This is a genomic window from Trichocoleus desertorum ATA4-8-CV12, from assembly GCA_019358975.1.
Lineage (GTDB): Bacteria > Cyanobacteriota > Cyanobacteriia > FACHB-46 > FACHB-46 > Trichocoleus > Trichocoleus desertorum_A.
In genome coordinates, this window is the sequence record JAHHIL010000058.1 from 13780 (window position 1) to 31647 (window position 17868).

Genomic DNA, 17868 nt, shown 5'->3' on the forward strand with positions numbered 1-17868 from the left:
AGGTGAAAACATCAGCTACAGCCCGATGAATCATGCCAAGTGGCATGTCATACAACTATTGATCGATGATGGAGTCAAAGATCGCGGCCACCGCAAATCCATTCTCAAGCCCGATTACCGTATGACTGGAGTAGCCTGTGGATCTCATGCTGCCTACACCACTATGTGTGTGATGGAGTATGCCACTGAATATAAAGAAGGACGTTGAGAGGTGAGAGGGGCGATCGCTTTACCTACCACCGTTCAACTAGCAATCCATCATTTTTTAGCAAATCTCAGTATGATTGGGCCTTCTATCGCTGATTATTGAATTGCTATGGAAGGCATATTAATTATGCTTTGTTAGACATTTTGAAGATCGTGGGGTGGCTCTGGGTAAAGTCCTTGGGCAGCTAAAGCTTGTCGGAGTTGGAGGCGGCTTGCTTCATTCATTTTTAGCAAAAAGATTGTGGTGCGCCCGCTAGCAGTTAGCCCAATGATGTATCCTCCTTCGAGCTTGAAATGGTCTGACCAAGTTTGGGTGCGAGGATTAAAAAGGGGGGTAATCTCGCCTGTGATTGGATCGAGACTGGTAAGGTCAGAACCTTTGTGGCGATTACAGGGTAAGCAGGCCAGCACTAAATTTTCTGCGGTTGTCTGTCCACCATGCTTGAGAGCGACAACGTGATCAACCTCATGGCGATAAATAGAAAAGGTTTGGTGGATCAAACAGTACTCACAAGCATTCGATGCCCGCTGGCTGACTAATTGGCGAAGTGATGCCGGGATGTAGTCGCTCATGCGTAATGCTAGTTTTTGGGAGCTGTATTGAGGGTGGTATAAGCCCGGATTTTAAGGAAGGCAATCAGGGTATCTAACTGCTCATAAAGGTCTAGCTCTGCGATTTCTGCGGCAGTCAGGGATGCTTCACGATTTTCTTGCAACAGGGTTTGCAGTCGGTTTTGAGAAGCGTTAGATACTTTGAAGTGAATGATCTGCTCTGAGGTCGGGCGACTGATGAGGAAGTCGAGAATTTCTTGGTAGGTGCCAGAGGTACTGATCAGGTTGTGGTCGGGGGTACTTGGGTTTTGGGTCGGTTGACCTAGCAGCGTAGGGGCGATGAGCTGAGTAAAGAGGCTAGAAAACTGATTCTGAAAGGGGGCTAGCTGTTGAGCAAGGTCGTCGGGAATGTCGATGGTGATTTGCGCCATAGCCGCTAAAAATAGGAGCGTTGGTGTAATTATAGAAGCTTGTTTTTAGAAGCATTTAGGAAGTGCCCAATAGTGCATCCAGTACTCTAAGCAAGAGGGATCGCCCCTTTTCTCTCAAGTAAATAAAGAGCGATCGCCCTTAACCATCAGCTTGCGAACACTAGCAATCCCACTTCAAGCTATTACCCCAAAAAAGACGAAGCAGCTCAACGATCGCGCTCACCGGTTGCTAGTAACTTTTACAATGCAACCAGAATTCTAAAATCCGCTGCACCACGTTTGTTAGCCTGCCCTAACGGGAAAGCCTCAACGAAGAAGAAAAACCTCATTAGAATTCACGTTATTAGGCAAATATAACGGAGACTTTAACGCAATAGGGACAAATGCATCAACTTGGATAGCATCCTCAACAGAATCTAAAACAACTACCAATCGTTTCAAGGGAAATGAACTATCGGAGAACCACTGCAAGATAGTCTTTGCTTTTGGTGATAATTCACTAGAAATCGGAATCCAAAGGCGTTCATCTGAACTTCGTTTAAGCTCATCACATATTGAAAGTGCATCAACGAGTGCCCCGGCGGCAAGATCCGGTACTGCCACAATATCTTCAAGTTGTCGTGTGTTCAAATCTCCTTCAGTCGTCAAAAACACCAATAAACCTCGGTGATTAGGTGCATACCTGCTAATGCAATGATGGATAACATGACCAGCATGATTATGCTTTTCAGCATTTGCGGCAATTTCATCTTGATCTGAAACCCACAAAATATCTTGTAAAGGTTCAGACAAACAAGATACAAGTAACGAACCAAGAGATGCTACAAGCAATAGGCGTTGAAAGGATTTTTTCTTCCATCCTCGTTCTGCAACTACCAACTCAGGCAGAAAGCCTGGTGTGCCAGGATCAGCAAAGAGGTTATTGATTTGTTTACTGATTAAGAAAACCACCAAATTACCAGGAAAGTTGTTTGCAGCCTCAAGAAAAGATGGTAGAGCCTGTAGACGTATAGCATCGTTAAGCGACTTATATGCCATACGTCGATTGTTAGGCAGAAAGCGATCTCGGACAATGCTTCTCGTTTCCATCCACTTCGCACTTCCACCAATTGCTCCAACTAAAAAAGCAAAAGCTTCATATTTCGCAGCAGAATGAGAGCCAGAAAAGTCACACGCTACCAAGACTTCTTTACCGAATCGAATATCAGTAAAAATCGAGGAATCAACCCACTGCCGCCCTGCTATACGCTCACTAATTTGATATGCCAAAGCAAATTGGGGGTGATCTAGTTTCCGCCAAACGTACCGATGTTCCGTCATTTATCCATTTACAGTGAGGTGTAGGCAAAGCTGGCTAACTATTAACAGACAGAAAATTGCCGCCTAAGATCCTAATTTGGGTGGATAAGCGGAATAGTTCGGCCTGAAATTCAAAATTTACACTTGCGTAGGCTCATTTCTGCATAACATGCTGCTTAATCTAGATACCCCGAATCTTTCCGCATATTCTTAGATACAAAGGTAAAGCGTGTGGAGGAAATCGCCCCTCTTTTCTTAATTAAAAAAGAGCGATCGCCCGCAAGGTACTAAACCGTGATGCCTTCTAACTCTTCATCGGTGAGTTCGTAGAGTTGGCGGAGTTGGGCGAGTTTGTCTGGCTCTGGATTCCAGAAACCGCGACCATTGGCTTCTAGCATCCGGGCGACGATGTTACGGAAAGCTTCGGGGTTGGCTTGGCGGAGTTTCTCAGCCATCTCTGGGTCGAGGGCGTAGGTGTCGGCGGCTTGGTCGTAGACCCAAGATTCTTGGAAGTCGGCAGTGCCAGCCCAGCCAATTAGTGCGGTCATGCGCTGGGAGATTTCAAACGCGCCACCGGAACCTTGCGCCGCCATTGCTTCGGCCCATTTGGGATTGAGGAGTTTGGTACGGTACTCCAGGCGCAACAGATCTTCCAAACTGCGGGGGGTAGTGTCTTTCGAGAAGCTTTCCACGAAGCTGGTGGTGACTTTTTTACCGCGTTTTTGTTCGGCAGCTCGTTTCAAGCCGCCCGTGTTGGCGTAGTACTCCTGAATATCGGTGAGGCCGTATTCTAAGGAGTCGATTTCTTGAACCACGCGCTCGGTGGTTTTGAGTAGCGTGTCGAGAATTTCGGGACGGGCTTGGCCTTTGTCTTGCCGACCATAGCTAAAGGTATTGCGATCGCGCCAGGTATCCCCCAGTTCGTCCCCCGATTCCCAATTGCCATCGACCACGCGATCGTTGACTAAGGAACCGAAATCTCCGGCAGGGTTGGAGAACAAGCGGGCTGAGGCATTCTCTACACCCTGGGCTCGGAGGGCGATCTCATGTTTGCGGATAAAGTTTTGCTCTTCAGGTTCGTCGGCTTCGGCGGCGCGACGGAACAGGTCATCAAGCAGTTCAATAATATTGATAAAGCTATCGCGGAAGATGCCAGAGAGGTTGGCGAGCACATCAATCCGGGGATGGCCAACTTCGGCTAAAGGTTTGAGTTCGTAGCGGACAATTCGCCCTGTACCTTCTTTAACGGGTTCCGCGCCGACGAGTTCTAGCAAGATGCCCAAGGATTCACCTTTGGTTTTGATCGCATCTAAGCCCCAGAGCATGACGGCGACAGTTTCGGGGTAGGCGTGGTGTTCTTGCAGGTGTTGGGCAATGATTTGTTGGGCGATCGCTCGGCCTCGTTCATAGGCGGCAGCGGAGGGCATTCGGTACGGGTCGAGGGCGTGGATGTTGCGACCTGTGGGTAATACGCCAGGACCATCCCGCAGCAAGTCACCACCGGGAGCGGGGGGAATATATTCGCCGTTTAAGCCTCGCAATAAGTTGGTTAACTCGTCGGAGGTTTGGGCGAGTAAGTCTCGAACCTGGATAGCAGCTTCGAGTTTAGGAGTTTTGCCATTGAGGTCAAATTGTTGAGTCAAAGATTTGAAATCGGCTCCGGTGACAACTTGGGCGATCGCCTGTTCTGGCAATTCTTCACCTAAGTAAGCGTTCAAATAGCCTGCTAAGATTTCAGCATTGGGGACTTCTCCTAAGGTATGCAGCCCCGTGGAGAAGAGGCGATTTTCTAAAACTTGCAGATACTCGTATAGCTTCAGCAGATACCGATTGAACACTTCGGCGCTGAAGAGTTTGGCATTTTCTGTGGTCAGGGAGATGCCTAGCTTTTTGGCTTCGCCGCAGGGGCAATCGGTATCTAAGCCCGTGTCGGCAATCTTCTTCAAAATCGCTTCTTTAAGCACATAATTTTTTGTGGGGTCTTCGCGATATTCCGCAATTAGATCCCGTAGCGTCACCAATTCTTTGTAGAGTCCAGCGCGACCATAGGGCGGCACATTGTGAGAAATTAGTACGCCGTAGCCCCGCCGCTTTGCCAAAATTGACTCGGAGGGATTATTCGCTGCATATATATAGAGATTGGGCAGGTCGCCTAGCAGAATGTCTGACCAGGAATAGCCTGTATTGCCTAGCGGTGAACCAGGCAGCCATTCTACGGTGCCATGCATCCCGAAGTGGACCAGTGCATTGGCTTGAAAGTCGTGCTGCAACCACTGGTAGAAAGCGGCGTACTGCGGGTGGGGCGTGAGGTCGCGCTCAAACATCAACCGCATGGGGTCGCCTTGAATACCCAGCGGGGGCTGTACCCCAATCCAAATATTGCCAAGTTGAATGCCCCCTAAACAGAACTGATTGCCATAGGTTTTAATGCCGCTACTGGTGAGCGACTTCCACTGTTTTTCGATGCGGCTGGTTTTTAGGTAGCCCAGCCATTTCTCTAGCTGGCGATCGCTCACCAAGGTAATGGGCGCATCTTCATGATCCGTGTAAACTTCATCGGCTTCCTTTACCTGCCGAATCAGTTCTTCGCCATCCTCTGGCAAGTCGCCCACGGTGTAGCCTTGGTCTTTCAGCGCTTGGAGGAATTTCAGCAGCGATCGCGGCACATTCAACAAAGCGGCAGTGCCTACAGCTCCGTAACCCGGGGGAAAACCGTAGAGAATAATTGCCAATTTGCGATCGCTAGGCGGAGTACGGCGGAGTTCAATCCAGCGCTTCAGCCGTCCAGTCAGGCGTTGAACTCGTTCGGGAATCAGATAAATGTCTTCACCGACCAAACCGCCCAAAGGCACCGGATCGATCGCGCCATCGAGTTCGGGCAGGGAATACAGCACCACACTTTGCAGCCCACCAATCCCTTGCCGAGTCCAAGAGTGAATATCTTGAATCAACAGCGGAGCCGCGACGATATAGGGGACATTTTTGGCGCTGAGAATCCGCTTCGCCACTTCTACCTGCCGACCTGCTTCCATTGAACCCGCAGGGCCACCCACTAAGGGAAAGCCAATCGTAGAGACAATCGCATCGACAGCCACCGCTTCTTTGGAGAGGGATGGAGTCTCAATTTGGCCTTGCGATCGCTGTTCTTGCTCGTGACTAGTGGTCATCCAATCTCGCACCGCCACATGCCCTTCCACGCCATTAATAAAAATCGGCAGCGGAATCAAACCTGCTTGCTCAAAGTGGCGAATGAGTTGAGGAATGTAAGGTTGTTTGGTGACAACGTGTTTGCGATAGAGAAGGATGCCAACAACAGGGAGATTAGCGTTTTTAGGCGCGGGTTGCTCTGTAGGGGCGGGTTTTGTAGAAAATCTGTGCTGGGAGGCTGAAGATTCATAGCTAAACCTGCCCTTCCCCGATGAGCGATCGCCCAACCCAGCCTTATTAGAAGAGTGATACCAATCCAGATATTGTTGGGGAGACTCAAAATAACCTGCATAGTCGGGGTGTAACAGCCCCATGTTGGGAGTATCGATGGGCGCAGGAATTTCACCGATCGCTAAACCGAGATACTTTTCGGCGATCATCCAAAACATGGATGCGACGTTTTCTGGGCCGCCTGCATTCCAGTAGCCGTAAATAATCAGCCAATTGCGGAGGTCTTGAACTTTTTGAATCGGGACAAATTTGAGGAGTTTGGGGCCAACTTTCAAAAAGCTAAGGTAGCCTGCTAGTTTGTCTTCTTCCTTGCCGCTACCGAACTTGTCGAGGATAAATTTGACAGGTTTGGGCATCCCTTTGGGTTTGTCTCCAATGGCGAAGTCGCCCAACTTGGTTAAGCTCATCAATTCCAGCGCTGACTCGAACACCAAGCGAATCGGAATTTGCTGCACGCGATCGCGCAACCACAGCACTTGGTCGTAGTCGAACAACAAGCTGCCAAAGAAGACATCCGCTCCTTGCAGAGCCGCTGCGATCGCTTCTGATTGAGTGGTGAGGTCGCGATCGCTAAACACGCAGATCTCTAACTCTGGACAACGAGCTTGCGCCAGTTGAGCAGCTTTGCGGTATAGATTCGCATTAAAAGACTCAAACCCAGCCATCAATACAATGCGTTGCATGCCCAAAGTTAACCCGTGAACTCCTCTCCTTGATCATAAAAGCCCTATTCAGTTTGGGGTTGATTAAGCAGAGCCGTTCTAAGGGAATTGGCGATCGCTTGTGATCAATTTTTGATCGTCTGGAGTTTTATCAAAGGAGTGCAGTAGAGTTGAACGCATATTTATAGATGACAACCTTTGGATTGCCTAGCGTCCGGTGAAATTTATGACATTTAATATTGCTGCTTTAGAATTACCTGTACTCCAGAACGGGTCTGAAGGGCCAGCAGTGGGGGCTTGGCAAAGCTTTCTGAAAGGGGCTCAGTTTGTGCTCGGAGCAGTAGACGAAGACTTCAGTAGGTTGACTGATACAGCCACACGCAACTATCAACAAAAAAATAACTTACCTGCGACAGGCGTTGTAGACTACACCACCTATGCTCTAGCGCTACAGCAAGGCTTTTTGTTTAAGGTGCCAAATTTCTCGTCTGCTCTGTTGTTGAGCTATCTGAACTTTGGAGTTGCAGAAGTTAAAGACCTACAGAACAGTCTCAACGCGATCGCCCAACTCGACCCTCCCCTCACCGTGGATGGCGATTTTGGTCCCCTCAGCAGCAGAGGTTTGGCCCAAGTTTACAAGCAGAGAGATGTGCGGTTTCGCGATGACTTGCAACAGCAATTGACTGCCACGACCAAACAAAAACTCGAAACCGATTTCAGTGCGGCGATCGCATTCATTGATGACTATGCCAAAAAGTTGCGATTTCGCTTGAGTGGTCCCCATTGGGTGAAGTTTTTTCTGGCAACCAATTCTATTGAAGATTTAGCTTCACCGTTTCGGCAGCGAGCTCAAGCATTCGAAAAAGCTTTACGAGTCGCAGGGGCAAAATTAGACATTACTAATACGCTACGTCCCCCAGAGCGAGCTTACCTGATGCATTTTGCCGCCAAAATTAGTCGCTCCCAGATTCGACCTCAAGATGTGACCGCCATGCTGGGGGTGGATATTGACTGGGTACATTACACCAATGCTGGCTCTGTGCAAGCGGCTCAGCAAATGATTGATGCTTATGGGATTGGTACGAATCCTGTAGCGTTGCGATCGCTACATACCCAAGGGCTGGCGATCGACTGGTTCATCAATTGGGAAGGGACGCTGCAAATCAGAGACAGTAGCGGGCAACTCGTGAACATTGGGGCTCCCCGAAATGGCGAGAATCCCACCTTGATGAAAGTGGGGGCTTCTTACGGAGTTTATAAGCTGCTAGGCGACCCACCGCACTGGTCAGTCAATGGTGGCTAAAACTCTAGGTTAATAACTCAGGGCTCAATCAGCAATAAACCCAGAAACAAAATTTCCCTGAAGCCTTAGTCGATCCCGCTAAGGTATGTTTCTGTTGCCTGCGGATGCTTTAAATCGTCTCTATGCCCTAAGATAGATGACACTGGTTTCGCCGAACTGAAAGGGTACCTCAAATGTTGCATTGAGTATGTAAAAATACGGGAATTGGTCACTTCCTATCCTTATAAAGTGCCCTGATCCCACGCATACTATTGCATCACTTCTCCACATCCCTGACAGGCAAAGCTGAAGGCAGTAATGTCAGCTCACCTAATTAACGACGGAAGCGCATTAATGAAGCAGCCTTCAAGTCCTGTACAGGCATGGGAACAGTACCGTAACCAAGCGATCGCCTGCTATAGCAATAACCAGTTTCGAGAGTACCTAACCCTCTCTGAGCAGAATTTGGAGTTGGCCCGAACGCTAGGAGACAGAACCAAAGAAGCGATCGCCCTGAACCAAGTCGGGTTGGCGCATATTCGCTTATGGCAACCCCAACAAGCTTTGGGATTTCTTCAGCAAGCCCTAGTGCTGCAACGAGCCTTGGGCGCGTCTTTATCAGCAGCACAAGCTAAAATCCCTCAGCCAAACATCGCTTCACCGCTATTTGGCGAAGCCACCACCCTCAACAATATGGGTTCTGTTTATAGCCAGCTAGGAGAACCCCAACGAGCTTTGGAGTTTTTTAACCAAGCCCTCGTGATTTTTCGTGAATTGGGCGATCGCCGGATTGAAGCTGTCACCCTCAACAGTATTGCCTTAGCCTACATTCGTCTCGGCCAGCCCAAGCAAGCTTTACTTTTGTGCAATCAACTTCTGCCGATCCGTCGTGAACTTGGCGATCGCGCTGGGGAAGCAGCCACCCTCAACAACATTGGCTTGACTTACAGCGACTTAGGTCGGCCCCGTAAAGCGCTGGAATACTTTAAACAAGCACTCCTGATCCAAAAAGAATTGGGCGATCGCGCTGGAGAAGCCACAGCCCTCAACAACATTGGCTCCGTTTATAGTGATTTGGGTGAACCCCAGCGAGCTTTGCTGATTCACAACCAAATTTTGCTGATTCGGCGGGACTTGGGCGATCGCTTTGGCGAAGCCACCACCCTCAACAACATCGGCTTTGCGTATCGAGACGCGGGCCAATTGCACCAATCTTTAGACTTCTATCACCAAGCTCTCTGGATTCGAGAAATATTAGGCGATCGCCCCGGACAAGCCACCACGCTCAACAATATTGGTTTCGCCCATCGAGACCTGAAGCAGCCCCAGCGAGCTTTGGAGTTCTACAACCAATCCTTGCTGCTCTACCGAGAATTGCAGGATCGTACAGGCGAAATTACCACTCTGACTAATATTGGTGCCGTGTGGGCAGAATTAGAACAGCCAGACTGGGCCCAAGATTTCTATCAAGAAGCCTATGGGCTGGCCGAGAAAATCGGCAATCTTTTCTTGCTTGATTGGATTTGTGTGCTGAGAGGGGCTAATTCCTAACCAGACTAAGCAGGGGCATGGCAACACATGCCTCTATTCCCTCTATCAAAATTTACCTCTATCAAAACTAGTTGTAGCTATGCCAACTGGCTCTATGCCTAAGGCTAGTGGCAGGTCAGTCCTGATAATTACTAAAATTTACTAAAGAATCACATTTGACTTCTAATCTGTAAATTAAGATACAGAAATAGTTACGTTCATCTCTCTTGGTGTCTCGCCTATGGCTGAGCTAGCTATTCTGCCATCGAGAGGGACGGAAGTAGGGACTCATCCCGAAGGAACGCGCCTCATCCTAACCCCATTAAGTAACGAAGTTAGAGGCGAAAAGTATGAGACTGTCGTATCGTGGTGCTCATTATGAATCTGAGCTGCCCACCTTCCAAATGTTGGAAGGGGATGTCGTAGGAAAATATCGTGGACAAAACTTGCGGCTCCAGTATCCTTATCCGAAGCATATTCCAGTGCCTCAAACTCCTTTGGATCTCAAATATCGAGGAGTTGCCTACTCCACCCATCGGCCAATGGAGTTGAAAGATCTAATTAAGGCTCAACCAGCAGTAGTGGCTACCAGCCAGACACCCTTGCAAAATATGCGGCAACGAGTGCTTAAGGAAGTCGCAGAAACTCATCGGACAAATATCTACCGTAGCCTAGAGCGCCGCTTGCAAGTTGCCAAAAACTTGGGAGATCAAAGGCTAATCGGTATGTTAGAGTCTGAACTTCAACAAATTGTCTAATCAATCTTGATCAGAATCAATCGGGGTCTGGAGTGTGCAACTTCAGGCCCTTTTAGTTGGTTTGCAATGTTGGTTTGCAATCAAGCTAGATTTTTGATGGCAGTCTGCGCTTCCCGGCGTAAACCAGTAGCAATTCTGAATAACTCTTGCCCTGTGTGCAAGTAGTGCTCGTCGTAGTTGAATGTAAACCGTTCTAGCTCTTCTAGTCCATCATTGACTTGATTGAGACAGTGATAGAGATGAGCCGCCACTCCAGCCACATTGGGTGGATTGGGCATTGAGCGGAACGTTCTTTGGGCTTGGCTTAAGTCAGTGTGAGAGTCTTCTAAATACTCTTGAAACCCTGCCATAAGCTCGTCATCAAACGGATCAGCCGATAGTTCGTCAATTTCTTCTGCTAGATCATTGAGGATATGAGCAAGTAGCCGATTCACAGGTGTATAGACCTGATTGAGCCAAAGTTGTAAGTGCTCATCCGCAGCTTGGCCAGTGGGGTACTGTTCTCGATATCGCTTCTGTACTTCAGCAGCCCGTCGTTGGCGATCGCTAGGGGACATTCCCTCAGTGTCAAACCTGGCACCGTATAAACGATGAGCAATTTCTTGGTCATAGGACTGGCGGCGCTGCGGATCGCTGAGAACTTCATAAGCGGCGTTAATCCGGCTAATCTGCTCGTGGTCGGTGACAGCCCGATTACTATCTGGATGAAATTGCTTCGCTAGGCGGCGATAGGCTTGCTTAATTTCTGCCTGACTCGCCGCCTGAGGAATATCCAGGGTTTCATAGTGATTGGAATTTCCCATAGGGCTATTTTAGCTTGCAGCCCTACCGTACTTGGGATATAACGTGGAGTCAAAAACTGACTTAAGTGGCTGCTGTCGAGAGACTGGGCTCCAAATCTTGGAACAGTGGCGTGCTCAAGTACCGCTCGCCAAAACTTGGTTGCACCATGACGATTAAGCGCCCTGCATTTTCCGGTCGCTTACCAATCTGGATCGCTGCGTAGAGGGCAGCTCCACTAGAGATCCCTGAGAGCAGACCTTCTTCGCGAGCCAAACGACGACCATAGGCGATCGCGTCTTCATCAGCCACCGCAATCACTTCGTCAATCAGGTCAACCTTGAGGACTTGAGGAACAAAGCCAGCTCCAATCCCCTGAATTTTGTGGGGGCCAGGTTTGCCTCCGGACAAAATCGCGCTGTTGACAGGCTCAACCGCGATCGTTCTAAAGCTTGGTTTCCGCTGTTTAATGACTTCTGCTACACCCGTTAAAGTCCCCCCTGTCCCAATCCCAGATACTAGAAAATCTATTTCGCCGTCTGTGTCTTGCCAGATTTCTTCTGCGGTGGTTTCCCGATGAATTTGCGGATTAGCTGGATTCCGGAACTGCTGTAGCATGTAGGCGTTAGGCATAGAATCGACAATCTGTTGGGCTCGTCGGATACAACCAGCCATTCCCTCAATGCCAGGAGTCAACTCTAGTTCTGCGCCATAAGCCCGCAGCATCGCCCGTCTCTCTGAGCTCATAGTTTCGGGCATGGTCAAAATGAGCCGATACCCTTTAGCTGCTGCCACCATTGCCAGCGCAATCCCAGTGTTACCTGAAGTTGGCTCTACTAAAATTGTCTTTCCAGGCGTAATTAACCCTTCTCGTTCTGCCGCATTGATCATGCTGACGCCGATGCGATCTTTTACCGAAGACGCAGGGTTCATACCTTCCAATTTCGCAACAATGCGGGCAAGACAACCTTCTGCCTGAGGAACGCGATTGAGTTGGACTAAGGGAGTGTGACCAACCAACTCTGTAATATCGTGGGCAATACGCATAGCTTCACTCTTTGATTGATGTGTTAGTGGACTGAAAAACTAAGCTAGAACGAGCAAATACTAGCATCGCTAAACCCGATCGCTAGTAAAATCGCGTCTTTTCAGAAATTAGATGTAGTACATAATGTCCAGTTGTTGGCGAGAATCTCTACGCTCTGCCAAGTCTTGCAACGTATAGCCTTGAAGCACCGCATCTGCCGCCCGACGAGATTCTTGCCAAATGTCCCAAATAACTGAACTCTCAACAGTTTTGGTAGTAGAACCATTCTCGGCTGGCTGCGTATCAAGGCCCTCAATGCAGTTTAACGCTTCGAGAAGCGTGATCTTCCAAGGTTCTCTAGCTAATAAGTAACCTCCTTTGGCCCCACGCTGGCTTCGAACTAAACCACAACGCCTCAGGGTTGCTAGCAACTGCTCTAGGTAGCGATCGGGGATATTTTGTTGAGCAGCAATTTGTCGGATCTGCAATGGCTCACTATTACCGTAATGAGCTGCCAGTTCCAATAAAGCCAGCAGGGCATATTCACTTTTACACGACAGTTCCACAAGCAAGGTAGGGATAGAGAGCAACTAATTAGATTTGATATTCTTACATTATACCCCGGTTCCCCACTGGGGTTTGTAGGTTTAAGTATTTGCAATAAAAAAGACCCCGCTTGGAGGCGAGGCCCATCAGAACATTTCAAAGTGCCTAGAGCTTACTAGAACTTGAAGGTAGTCCGAAGCGTACCAACGTAGATAGTATCGTTAGCATCGTTGTGTTCTGGGTTGAAGATGACGAGTAAACCGGGGGTCACATCAATGTTGTCGTTGACAGGATAACGATACAGCGCTTCTAGATGGAGAGAGGTGTCAGCGTCGTCAGCACCACCACCATCAACCTCGGTTAGTTTGGGTGGCATACCAACAATGACACCAAGTAAAGATCCTTCTTTACCCAAGTCAGTGAAGCCTACGTTGGCTGCCCAGTTCCAAATCTCTGCATCGCTCCCTTCAATCGCACCAGATTTTGCACGGGCTTCTGTGTAACCAACCCAACCACCTAAAGAAATCTTAGAGCCAAGCCGGAAGTTGGCTTCAACCCCAAAGTTGTCAGTTGCAGTTGCAACGTTACCAAAAGGTCTTCTTGCAAGGCGGCTACCCGTTGAAGAGGTGACGTTAACTAAAGGTGTAAGCTCACCGTTTTCATCGGCTTCAACTCCGAATCCTGGGTCATAGGCCCGAACATAGGTAAAACCTAGATTCAGGGCATCAAAGGGACGGAACGCAACTTGAGCTAATGCTGCATTAGGACCGTCAAATAATCCAGCCTTTTCACTAGGGTTTTGAGCATTGTCTGCTAGATAGCCTAACGATACCGACACTGCTTTACCAAAACCAGTGTTTACAGTAACGCCCGCCCCACCTGCGCCTTGACGGTAAATTGGGTTAAAGCGCCCGAACCGAGAGATCGAACCACTACCGCTGCTAACGAACAGAGGATTGATGGTGTCGATATTTTCATAGAACTCACCACCCGAAGCATCAAGAACGACATTGGTGTTATCGCCCAAGGGGAAGCGGTAGAACAATTTTGTTAAGGTGACGTCGTTTTCCTCTTCACCGTCAAACCCTAGGCGGGTCATATCGGTGCCCGTTCTATTGGTTCCATATACAGGAACGTTGCTTGCTTGCAAACGAGTTCTTAAGCGATCTTTACCAGTAAAGCTGGTATCTAGGTTGAGACGCACGCGATCGCTCACAGCAGCTTCATCATCTAGCTCAGTACCACCAGCACCTTCATCACCAAAAGCATTGGTAACAGCGAAAATAGCTTCTGCGTTCAGCTTGGTCGTGGTGGAGAACTGGTTAGCTTCGAGTTCAGCAGTGCGAGCTTCTAGGGCATCGACACGACCGCGAAGAGTCGCAAGTTCAGCTGAGAACTCTTCTTGGAGGCGCTGTAGGGTCGCTAGGTCTTCCTTGGTGACGAGGTCAGCAGTGCCTGCTGCAATGAGTTCGTTGACGCGGTCCATGCAGGCGTTTAAGCCAGCGGCGAACTCATAACGAGTCATTGCCCGGTTGCCACGATAGGTACCATCGGGATAACCCGCAATACAGCCATAGCGCTCAACCAAGGATTGCAGTGCTTGGAAGGCCCAATCAGTAGGTTGTACGTCAGAGAGCTGAGAAACGGAAGTGACTTGAGCCAGCCCATTATTGCTAGCGTCTTCAGTTATAGGCTGCTCTAGAGATGAAACCGAGGTAGGTACTTCAGTTGCGATCGCAGAGACAGAAGCGATCAAGGTACCACCCAAAACGGCTGGAGCAATCAACAAAGAATTCCAGAAAATCTTAGACATCAACTTTCACGTCCTCACACCAAATTAGATAGGTCTCAGTAGACCCAAAAGAACCCTTAAGAGCAAAATTAGCACTTTTGGGTCAATTTCTATGTTCGTTAAATCACATCCACACTTGTAGAGTACTTAATCTAAGTATTCTACTTAAGTACTTTATCACTAAAATTTGCTCACAGAAGTTTGGCAGAAAACATAAAAAAGCCCCGCTAACAGCGGGGCCAAATCAATCAACTAGTTAAAAGAGCTCGAAATTCTCTCTTCTTGATTTAGAACTTGAAGGTGGTTCTTACTGTACCGATGAGGATGTCATCATTAGCTTCACTTTGGCCAGGAGCTGTAATCCAGATTACACCTGGGGTTACAGAAATGTTGTCGTTCAGCTGGTACTTATAAAAACCTTCAAGGTGGAGAGAGGTATCATCCGATCCCGCAAGATCGTTGTTCTTGCTGCCCAAGTATGGTTCAACACCAGCAACTAGACCAAGGAGGTTACCCTTCTTACCAAAGTCAGGCAGAGCCAAGCCTAGGCCGTAGTACCAAACATCACGGCTATTGACGCCAAGGTTAATCACGTTGGTGTAGCCGAAGAAGCCATTGATAGCTAGGGCATTGCTGAGCTTGAAAGAAGCTTGCGCACCATAGGAGTTACTCACTCTTGGCCCAGTAGCGAGCCCACCTGAGTTTGCTAGTGCTGTACCTGTAACTGCTGAGATAGTGTCGCCGGTATTTGGGGCACCTAGGTTGAAAATAGACGTTCCGGTATTGTGATAACCATGAACGTAGGTTAAACCTAGCTCTAAATTATCTCCAGGGGAGAAGGTGAGCTGTCCTAAAGCCGCATAGTTACCATCAGCTAGACCGTTCTTCTCAGAAGGGTTAGCAGCATCTGGTCCGGCTAGGTAGCCAAGGCTAATTGCTACAGCATCGCCAAAGCTGGTGTTGATACCAATACCAGCTCCACCACCAATCCGATAAATCGGGCTTTCTTGGCCAAAGGCAGAGAGCGCACCATTACCACCATCGTAGTCTTCTAGGTAGGGGTTGACAGTGCTGTAAACGTAGTCACTGTGAATACCACCCGTTCCAGCTAGGTAGACTTGCAAGTTGTCTCCTAGGGGGAAGTAGTAAGACAGCCAATCTAGAACAATGTCATTGTTACCGGTATTGCCAATGTTGAACTGCTGGGTTCCTTCTGCGGTACCTCTGAGGCTGTCTGGAGTTCCAGGACTGTTGAAATCTGTAGAAAAGGCAGTTGCATTACCAGCGGCAAGGCGAGTATGGAGTACATCTCTACCGGTGAAGCTGCTTTGCAGGTCTAGACGAACCCGATCTTGCAGAACAGGGTTGTTAGAAACACCTTGGTTGAACTCATCGGTGACAGCGAAGATAGCTTCACCAACTAGCTTGGTTGTGGTGGAGAACTGGTTAGCTTCGAGTTCAGCAGTGCGAGCTTCTAGGGCATCGACACGACCGCGAAGAGTCGCAAGTTCAGCTGAGAACTCTTCTTGGAGGCGCTGTAGGGTCGCTAGGTCTTCCTTGGTGACGAGGTCAGCAGTGCCTGCTGCAATGAGTTCGTTGACGCGGTCCATGCAGGCGTTTAAGCCAGCGGCGAACTCATAACGAGTCATTGCCCGGTTGCCACGATAGGTACCATCGGGATAACCCGCAATACAGCCATAGCGCTCAACCAAGGATTGCAGTGCTTGGAAGGCCCAATCAGTAGGTTGTACGTCAGAGAGCTGAGAAACGGAGGTGACTTGAGAGATAGAATTCTGAGATTTGCCCTCGGTGCTGTATCTGTTGACTTGATCGAGGGAAGAAGTATCGGCTGGAACTTGTTGCGCAATCTGAACGGGGGTTTGCGCTTGGCTAGGAATAGTTGCAAAAACGGGAGCTACATCTGCTTCCGGAGCTTCTGGCTGAGCTGAAACAGCTACTGGAGCCAAGTCTTGAGCGGCTGCTGTAACTTGGGGTTGAGCTGCTTCAGCGGTAACTCCAACCTCTGCCGCGATCGCACTTGAAGAAATTGCTAAAACGGTACCCAAGATAGCAGGGCTAACCAATAATGACTTCCACAGAATCTTTGACATTCTTTTTGTTCTCCTCACACCTGCTGTAAGACGACTAAGCTAAGTCATCTATCTACTAGTCTACGATAGAGACTCACGACGTTCCGTAATTGTTCCCACTAATTTTGAAATTGATAAACTTTATCAAAACTGTTTGAACAAATAGCGAAACGGTGTGTCTTAGCTTACATTTTTAGCAAAAACTAGCGGATTCTTCAATTCAAAGGTAACTTTACTAGCTGAAAATCGCCGAGAATTTTTGAGGATTCCCTAACTTGAAATTGTCCTATACCTCTACTATAGGTTGCAACTGCTGCCTAGAAAACAGGATGCAGTAGAGAAACAGATTAAATTTGCGAGATTTGTTGAGCTAGGTCAAAGTCTTTCTGGGTTAATCCCCCTGAGTCATGGGTGGTTAAAACCACCGTAACCTTGTTGTAGGAAATTTGTAGATCTGGATGGTGGTCAGCCGCCTCAGCAGGCTCAACCAATTTATTGACGAAGGCGATCGCCTCAACAAAATCTCTAAACTTGCGGACAGACTGAAGAGTTTTTTCTTGTACTTCCCAACCAGAAAGTAGATGAGCCTGTGCTTCAATCTCAGCTTTGCTCAGCAGTGGAGCCATACTCAACTCCTTAATTTATGAAATCTGATGGCTTTAAATAAAACCACTCTAAGATTTTAGGCAAAAGGCGCAGTTCAGCAAAATCGGATTTATGTGTCGCTGGGGCTCCGAACTTTGCTCAATAAAGTGCGATCGCAGGTACTTAAAGGTACTTAAGATGAAACTTAAAAACAAAATAACCCTTTAAAAAACTATCCGCTCTCACTAAGCCCTTTGCGTAACTCTTGCGAGCAACTCATCGTGCTATAGGGTGAGAGCGGTGTAGCGGGTCGTCAGATTGAAACCAGACTGCCGGGAGGAACTCCCTGTCAGCCTAGTAACTAAAGTTACTCAATTTGTCTAAAGATCTAGATAACTAGAAACTAGATAAATTGTGGCTAACTGTTAGAGAACAGCCCCGGCGCGCAGCCGGCTAACTTCAAACTGACGACCCAGGCATTTACTACTATCTTGCATGGGCATCACCTCCTTGAGTCCCTAAGCGGATTAATTCTTAGAAGGCAGAGCTAAAAGCTCCGGGTGCATTCACCTTTAGCTAAGATAACACACCAATTCAGAGATGTGTGTTCATAAAAAAGCCCTTACCTAATTAAAGATAAGGGCAGAGGTTTAGCTAAACTGAAATGGCTCAGCTAGCCTTCATAAACACAATTACAGAGCATTACCGCGAGGTAGTACTTCTTCAGGGAAGACAAAGTTTTCGTGTGGCTGGTCTTGAGGAGCCATCCAAGCGCGGATGCCCTCGTTCAGCAAGATGTTCTTCGTGTAGAACGTCTCAAATTCAGGGTCCTCCGCTGCGCGAATCTCTTGCGACACGAAGTCGTAAGCTCGCAGGTTCAGCGCCAGAC

General features: G+C 48.4%; 15 protein-coding genes. 4 read left to right on the top strand and 11 right to left on the bottom strand.

What is annotated here, in order from left to right; translation table 11 throughout:
* Window positions 1-25: 25 nt before the first annotated feature.
* Window positions 26-208 carry a hypothetical protein gene (locus KME12_24530; GenBank protein MBW4490944.1) on the top strand — a complete coding sequence of 61 codons (183 nt, stop codon included), beginning with the start codon at window positions 26-28 and terminating at the stop codon, window positions 206-208.
* A 134-nt stretch (window positions 209-342) separates the two neighbouring features.
* Here KME12_24530 and KME12_24535 read toward each other — a convergent pair whose 3' ends face one another.
* The 4 genes from KME12_24535 to bchH form a co-directional block, all read right to left on the bottom strand.
* The gene (locus KME12_24535; protein ID MBW4490945.1) at window positions 343-780 is read right to left on the bottom strand and encodes an HNH endonuclease; all 438 of its coding nucleotides are present in this window, start codon (window positions 778-780) and stop codon (window positions 343-345) included.
* A gap of 8 nt (window positions 781-788) precedes the next feature.
* Window positions 789-1190, bottom strand: a complete 402-nt coding sequence (locus KME12_24540; GenBank protein ID MBW4490946.1) for a hypothetical protein — start codon at window positions 1188-1190, stop codon at window positions 789-791.
* A gap of 306 nt (window positions 1191-1496) precedes the next feature.
* A complete protein-coding gene (locus KME12_24545; GenBank protein ID MBW4490947.1) occupies window positions 1497-2459 on the bottom strand; it encodes a hypothetical protein in 963 nt (320 codons plus the stop codon).
* A gap of 317 nt (window positions 2460-2776) precedes the next feature.
* Window positions 2777-6610: a magnesium chelatase subunit H gene (bchH, locus tag KME12_24550; protein MBW4490948.1), complete on the bottom strand. Its 3834-nt coding sequence runs from the start codon at window positions 6608-6610 to the stop codon at window positions 2777-2779.
* Between the two features lie 205 nt (window positions 6611-6815).
* Between bchH and KME12_24555 the strand changes: the two genes are divergently transcribed.
* The 3 genes from KME12_24555 to KME12_24565 all read left to right on the top strand — a co-directional run bounded on the left by KME12_24555 (window position 6816) and on the right by KME12_24565 (window position 10159).
* On the top strand, window positions 6816-7892 hold the full coding sequence (locus KME12_24555; protein MBW4490949.1) for a peptidoglycan-binding protein: 1077 nt from the start codon (window positions 6816-6818) through the stop codon (window positions 7890-7892).
* Window positions 7893-8225: 333 nt separating this feature from the next.
* Window positions 8226-9422: a tetratricopeptide repeat protein gene (locus tag KME12_24560; protein ID MBW4490950.1), complete on the top strand. Its 1197-nt coding sequence runs from the start codon at window positions 8226-8228 to the stop codon at window positions 9420-9422.
* 329 nt (window positions 9423-9751) lie between these two features.
* Complete coding sequence (locus tag KME12_24565) at window positions 9752-10159, top strand: DUF4278 domain-containing protein (protein ID MBW4490951.1); 408 nt, start codon at window positions 9752-9754, stop codon at window positions 10157-10159.
* An 80-nt stretch (window positions 10160-10239) separates the two neighbouring features.
* Here the strand turns inward: KME12_24565 and KME12_24570 are convergent, their stop codons facing one another.
* The 7 genes from KME12_24570 to KME12_24600 all read right to left on the bottom strand — a co-directional run.
* A complete protein-coding gene (locus KME12_24570; protein MBW4490952.1) occupies window positions 10240-10962 on the bottom strand; it encodes a DnaJ domain-containing protein in 723 nt (240 codons plus the stop codon).
* Window positions 10963-11023: 61 nt separating this feature from the next.
* Window positions 11024-11986: a cysteine synthase A gene (gene cysK, locus KME12_24575; protein MBW4490953.1), complete on the bottom strand. Its 963-nt coding sequence runs from the start codon at window positions 11984-11986 to the stop codon at window positions 11024-11026.
* A 108-nt stretch (window positions 11987-12094) separates the two neighbouring features.
* The gene (locus tag KME12_24580) at window positions 12095-12532 is read right to left on the bottom strand and encodes an Rrf2 family transcriptional regulator (protein MBW4490954.1); all 438 of its coding nucleotides are present in this window, start codon (window positions 12530-12532) and stop codon (window positions 12095-12097) included.
* A gap of 155 nt (window positions 12533-12687) precedes the next feature.
* Window positions 12688-14325, bottom strand: a complete 1638-nt coding sequence (locus KME12_24585; protein ID MBW4490955.1) for an iron uptake porin — start codon at window positions 14323-14325, stop codon at window positions 12688-12690.
* A gap of 266 nt (window positions 14326-14591) precedes the next feature.
* On the bottom strand, window positions 14592-16415 hold the full coding sequence (locus tag KME12_24590) for an iron uptake porin (GenBank protein MBW4490956.1): 1824 nt from the start codon (window positions 16413-16415) through the stop codon (window positions 14592-14594).
* Window positions 16416-16741: 326 nt separating this feature from the next.
* Window positions 16742-17020, bottom strand: a complete 279-nt coding sequence (locus KME12_24595) for a 4a-hydroxytetrahydrobiopterin dehydratase (protein MBW4490957.1) — start codon at window positions 17018-17020, stop codon at window positions 16742-16744.
* Between the two features lie 651 nt (window positions 17021-17671).
* Window positions 17672-17868: photosystem II protein D2 (locus KME12_24600; protein ID MBW4490958.1), on the bottom strand; the 197-nt coding region annotated here is incomplete at its 5' end.

Coding starts and splice junctions, on each gene's coding strand:
- KME12_24590 (MBW4490956.1), bottom strand. CDS start 16,415: ATGTCAAAGATTCTGTGGAAGTCATTATTGGTTAGCCCTGCTATCTTG.
- KME12_24585 (MBW4490955.1), bottom strand. CDS start 14,325: ATGTCTAAGATTTTCTGGAATTCTTTGTTGATTGCTCCAGCCGTTTTG.
- KME12_24595 (MBW4490957.1), bottom strand. CDS start 17,020: ATGGCTCCACTGCTGAGCAAAGCTGAGATTGAAGCACAGGCTCATCTA.
- KME12_24565 (MBW4490951.1), top strand. CDS start 9,752: ATGAGACTGTCGTATCGTGGTGCTCATTATGAATCTGAGCTGCCCACC.
- KME12_24530 (MBW4490944.1), top strand. CDS start 26: ATGAATCATGCCAAGTGGCATGTCATACAACTATTGATCGATGATGGA.
- KME12_24560 (MBW4490950.1), top strand. CDS start 8,226: ATGAAGCAGCCTTCAAGTCCTGTACAGGCATGGGAACAGTACCGTAAC.
- KME12_24535 (MBW4490945.1), bottom strand. CDS start 780: ATGAGCGACTACATCCCGGCATCACTTCGCCAATTAGTCAGCCAGCGG.
- cysK (MBW4490953.1), bottom strand. CDS start 11,986: ATGCGTATTGCCCACGATATTACAGAGTTGGTTGGTCACACTCCCTTA.
- KME12_24570 (MBW4490952.1), bottom strand. CDS start 10,962: ATGGGAAATTCCAATCACTATGAAACCCTGGATATTCCTCAGGCGGCG.
- bchH (MBW4490948.1), bottom strand. CDS start 6,610: ATGCAACGCATTGTATTGATGGCTGGGTTTGAGTCTTTTAATGCGAAT.
- KME12_24555 (MBW4490949.1), top strand. CDS start 6,816: ATGACATTTAATATTGCTGCTTTAGAATTACCTGTACTCCAGAACGGG.
- KME12_24540 (MBW4490946.1), bottom strand. CDS start 1,190: ATGGCGCAAATCACCATCGACATTCCCGACGACCTTGCTCAACAGCTA.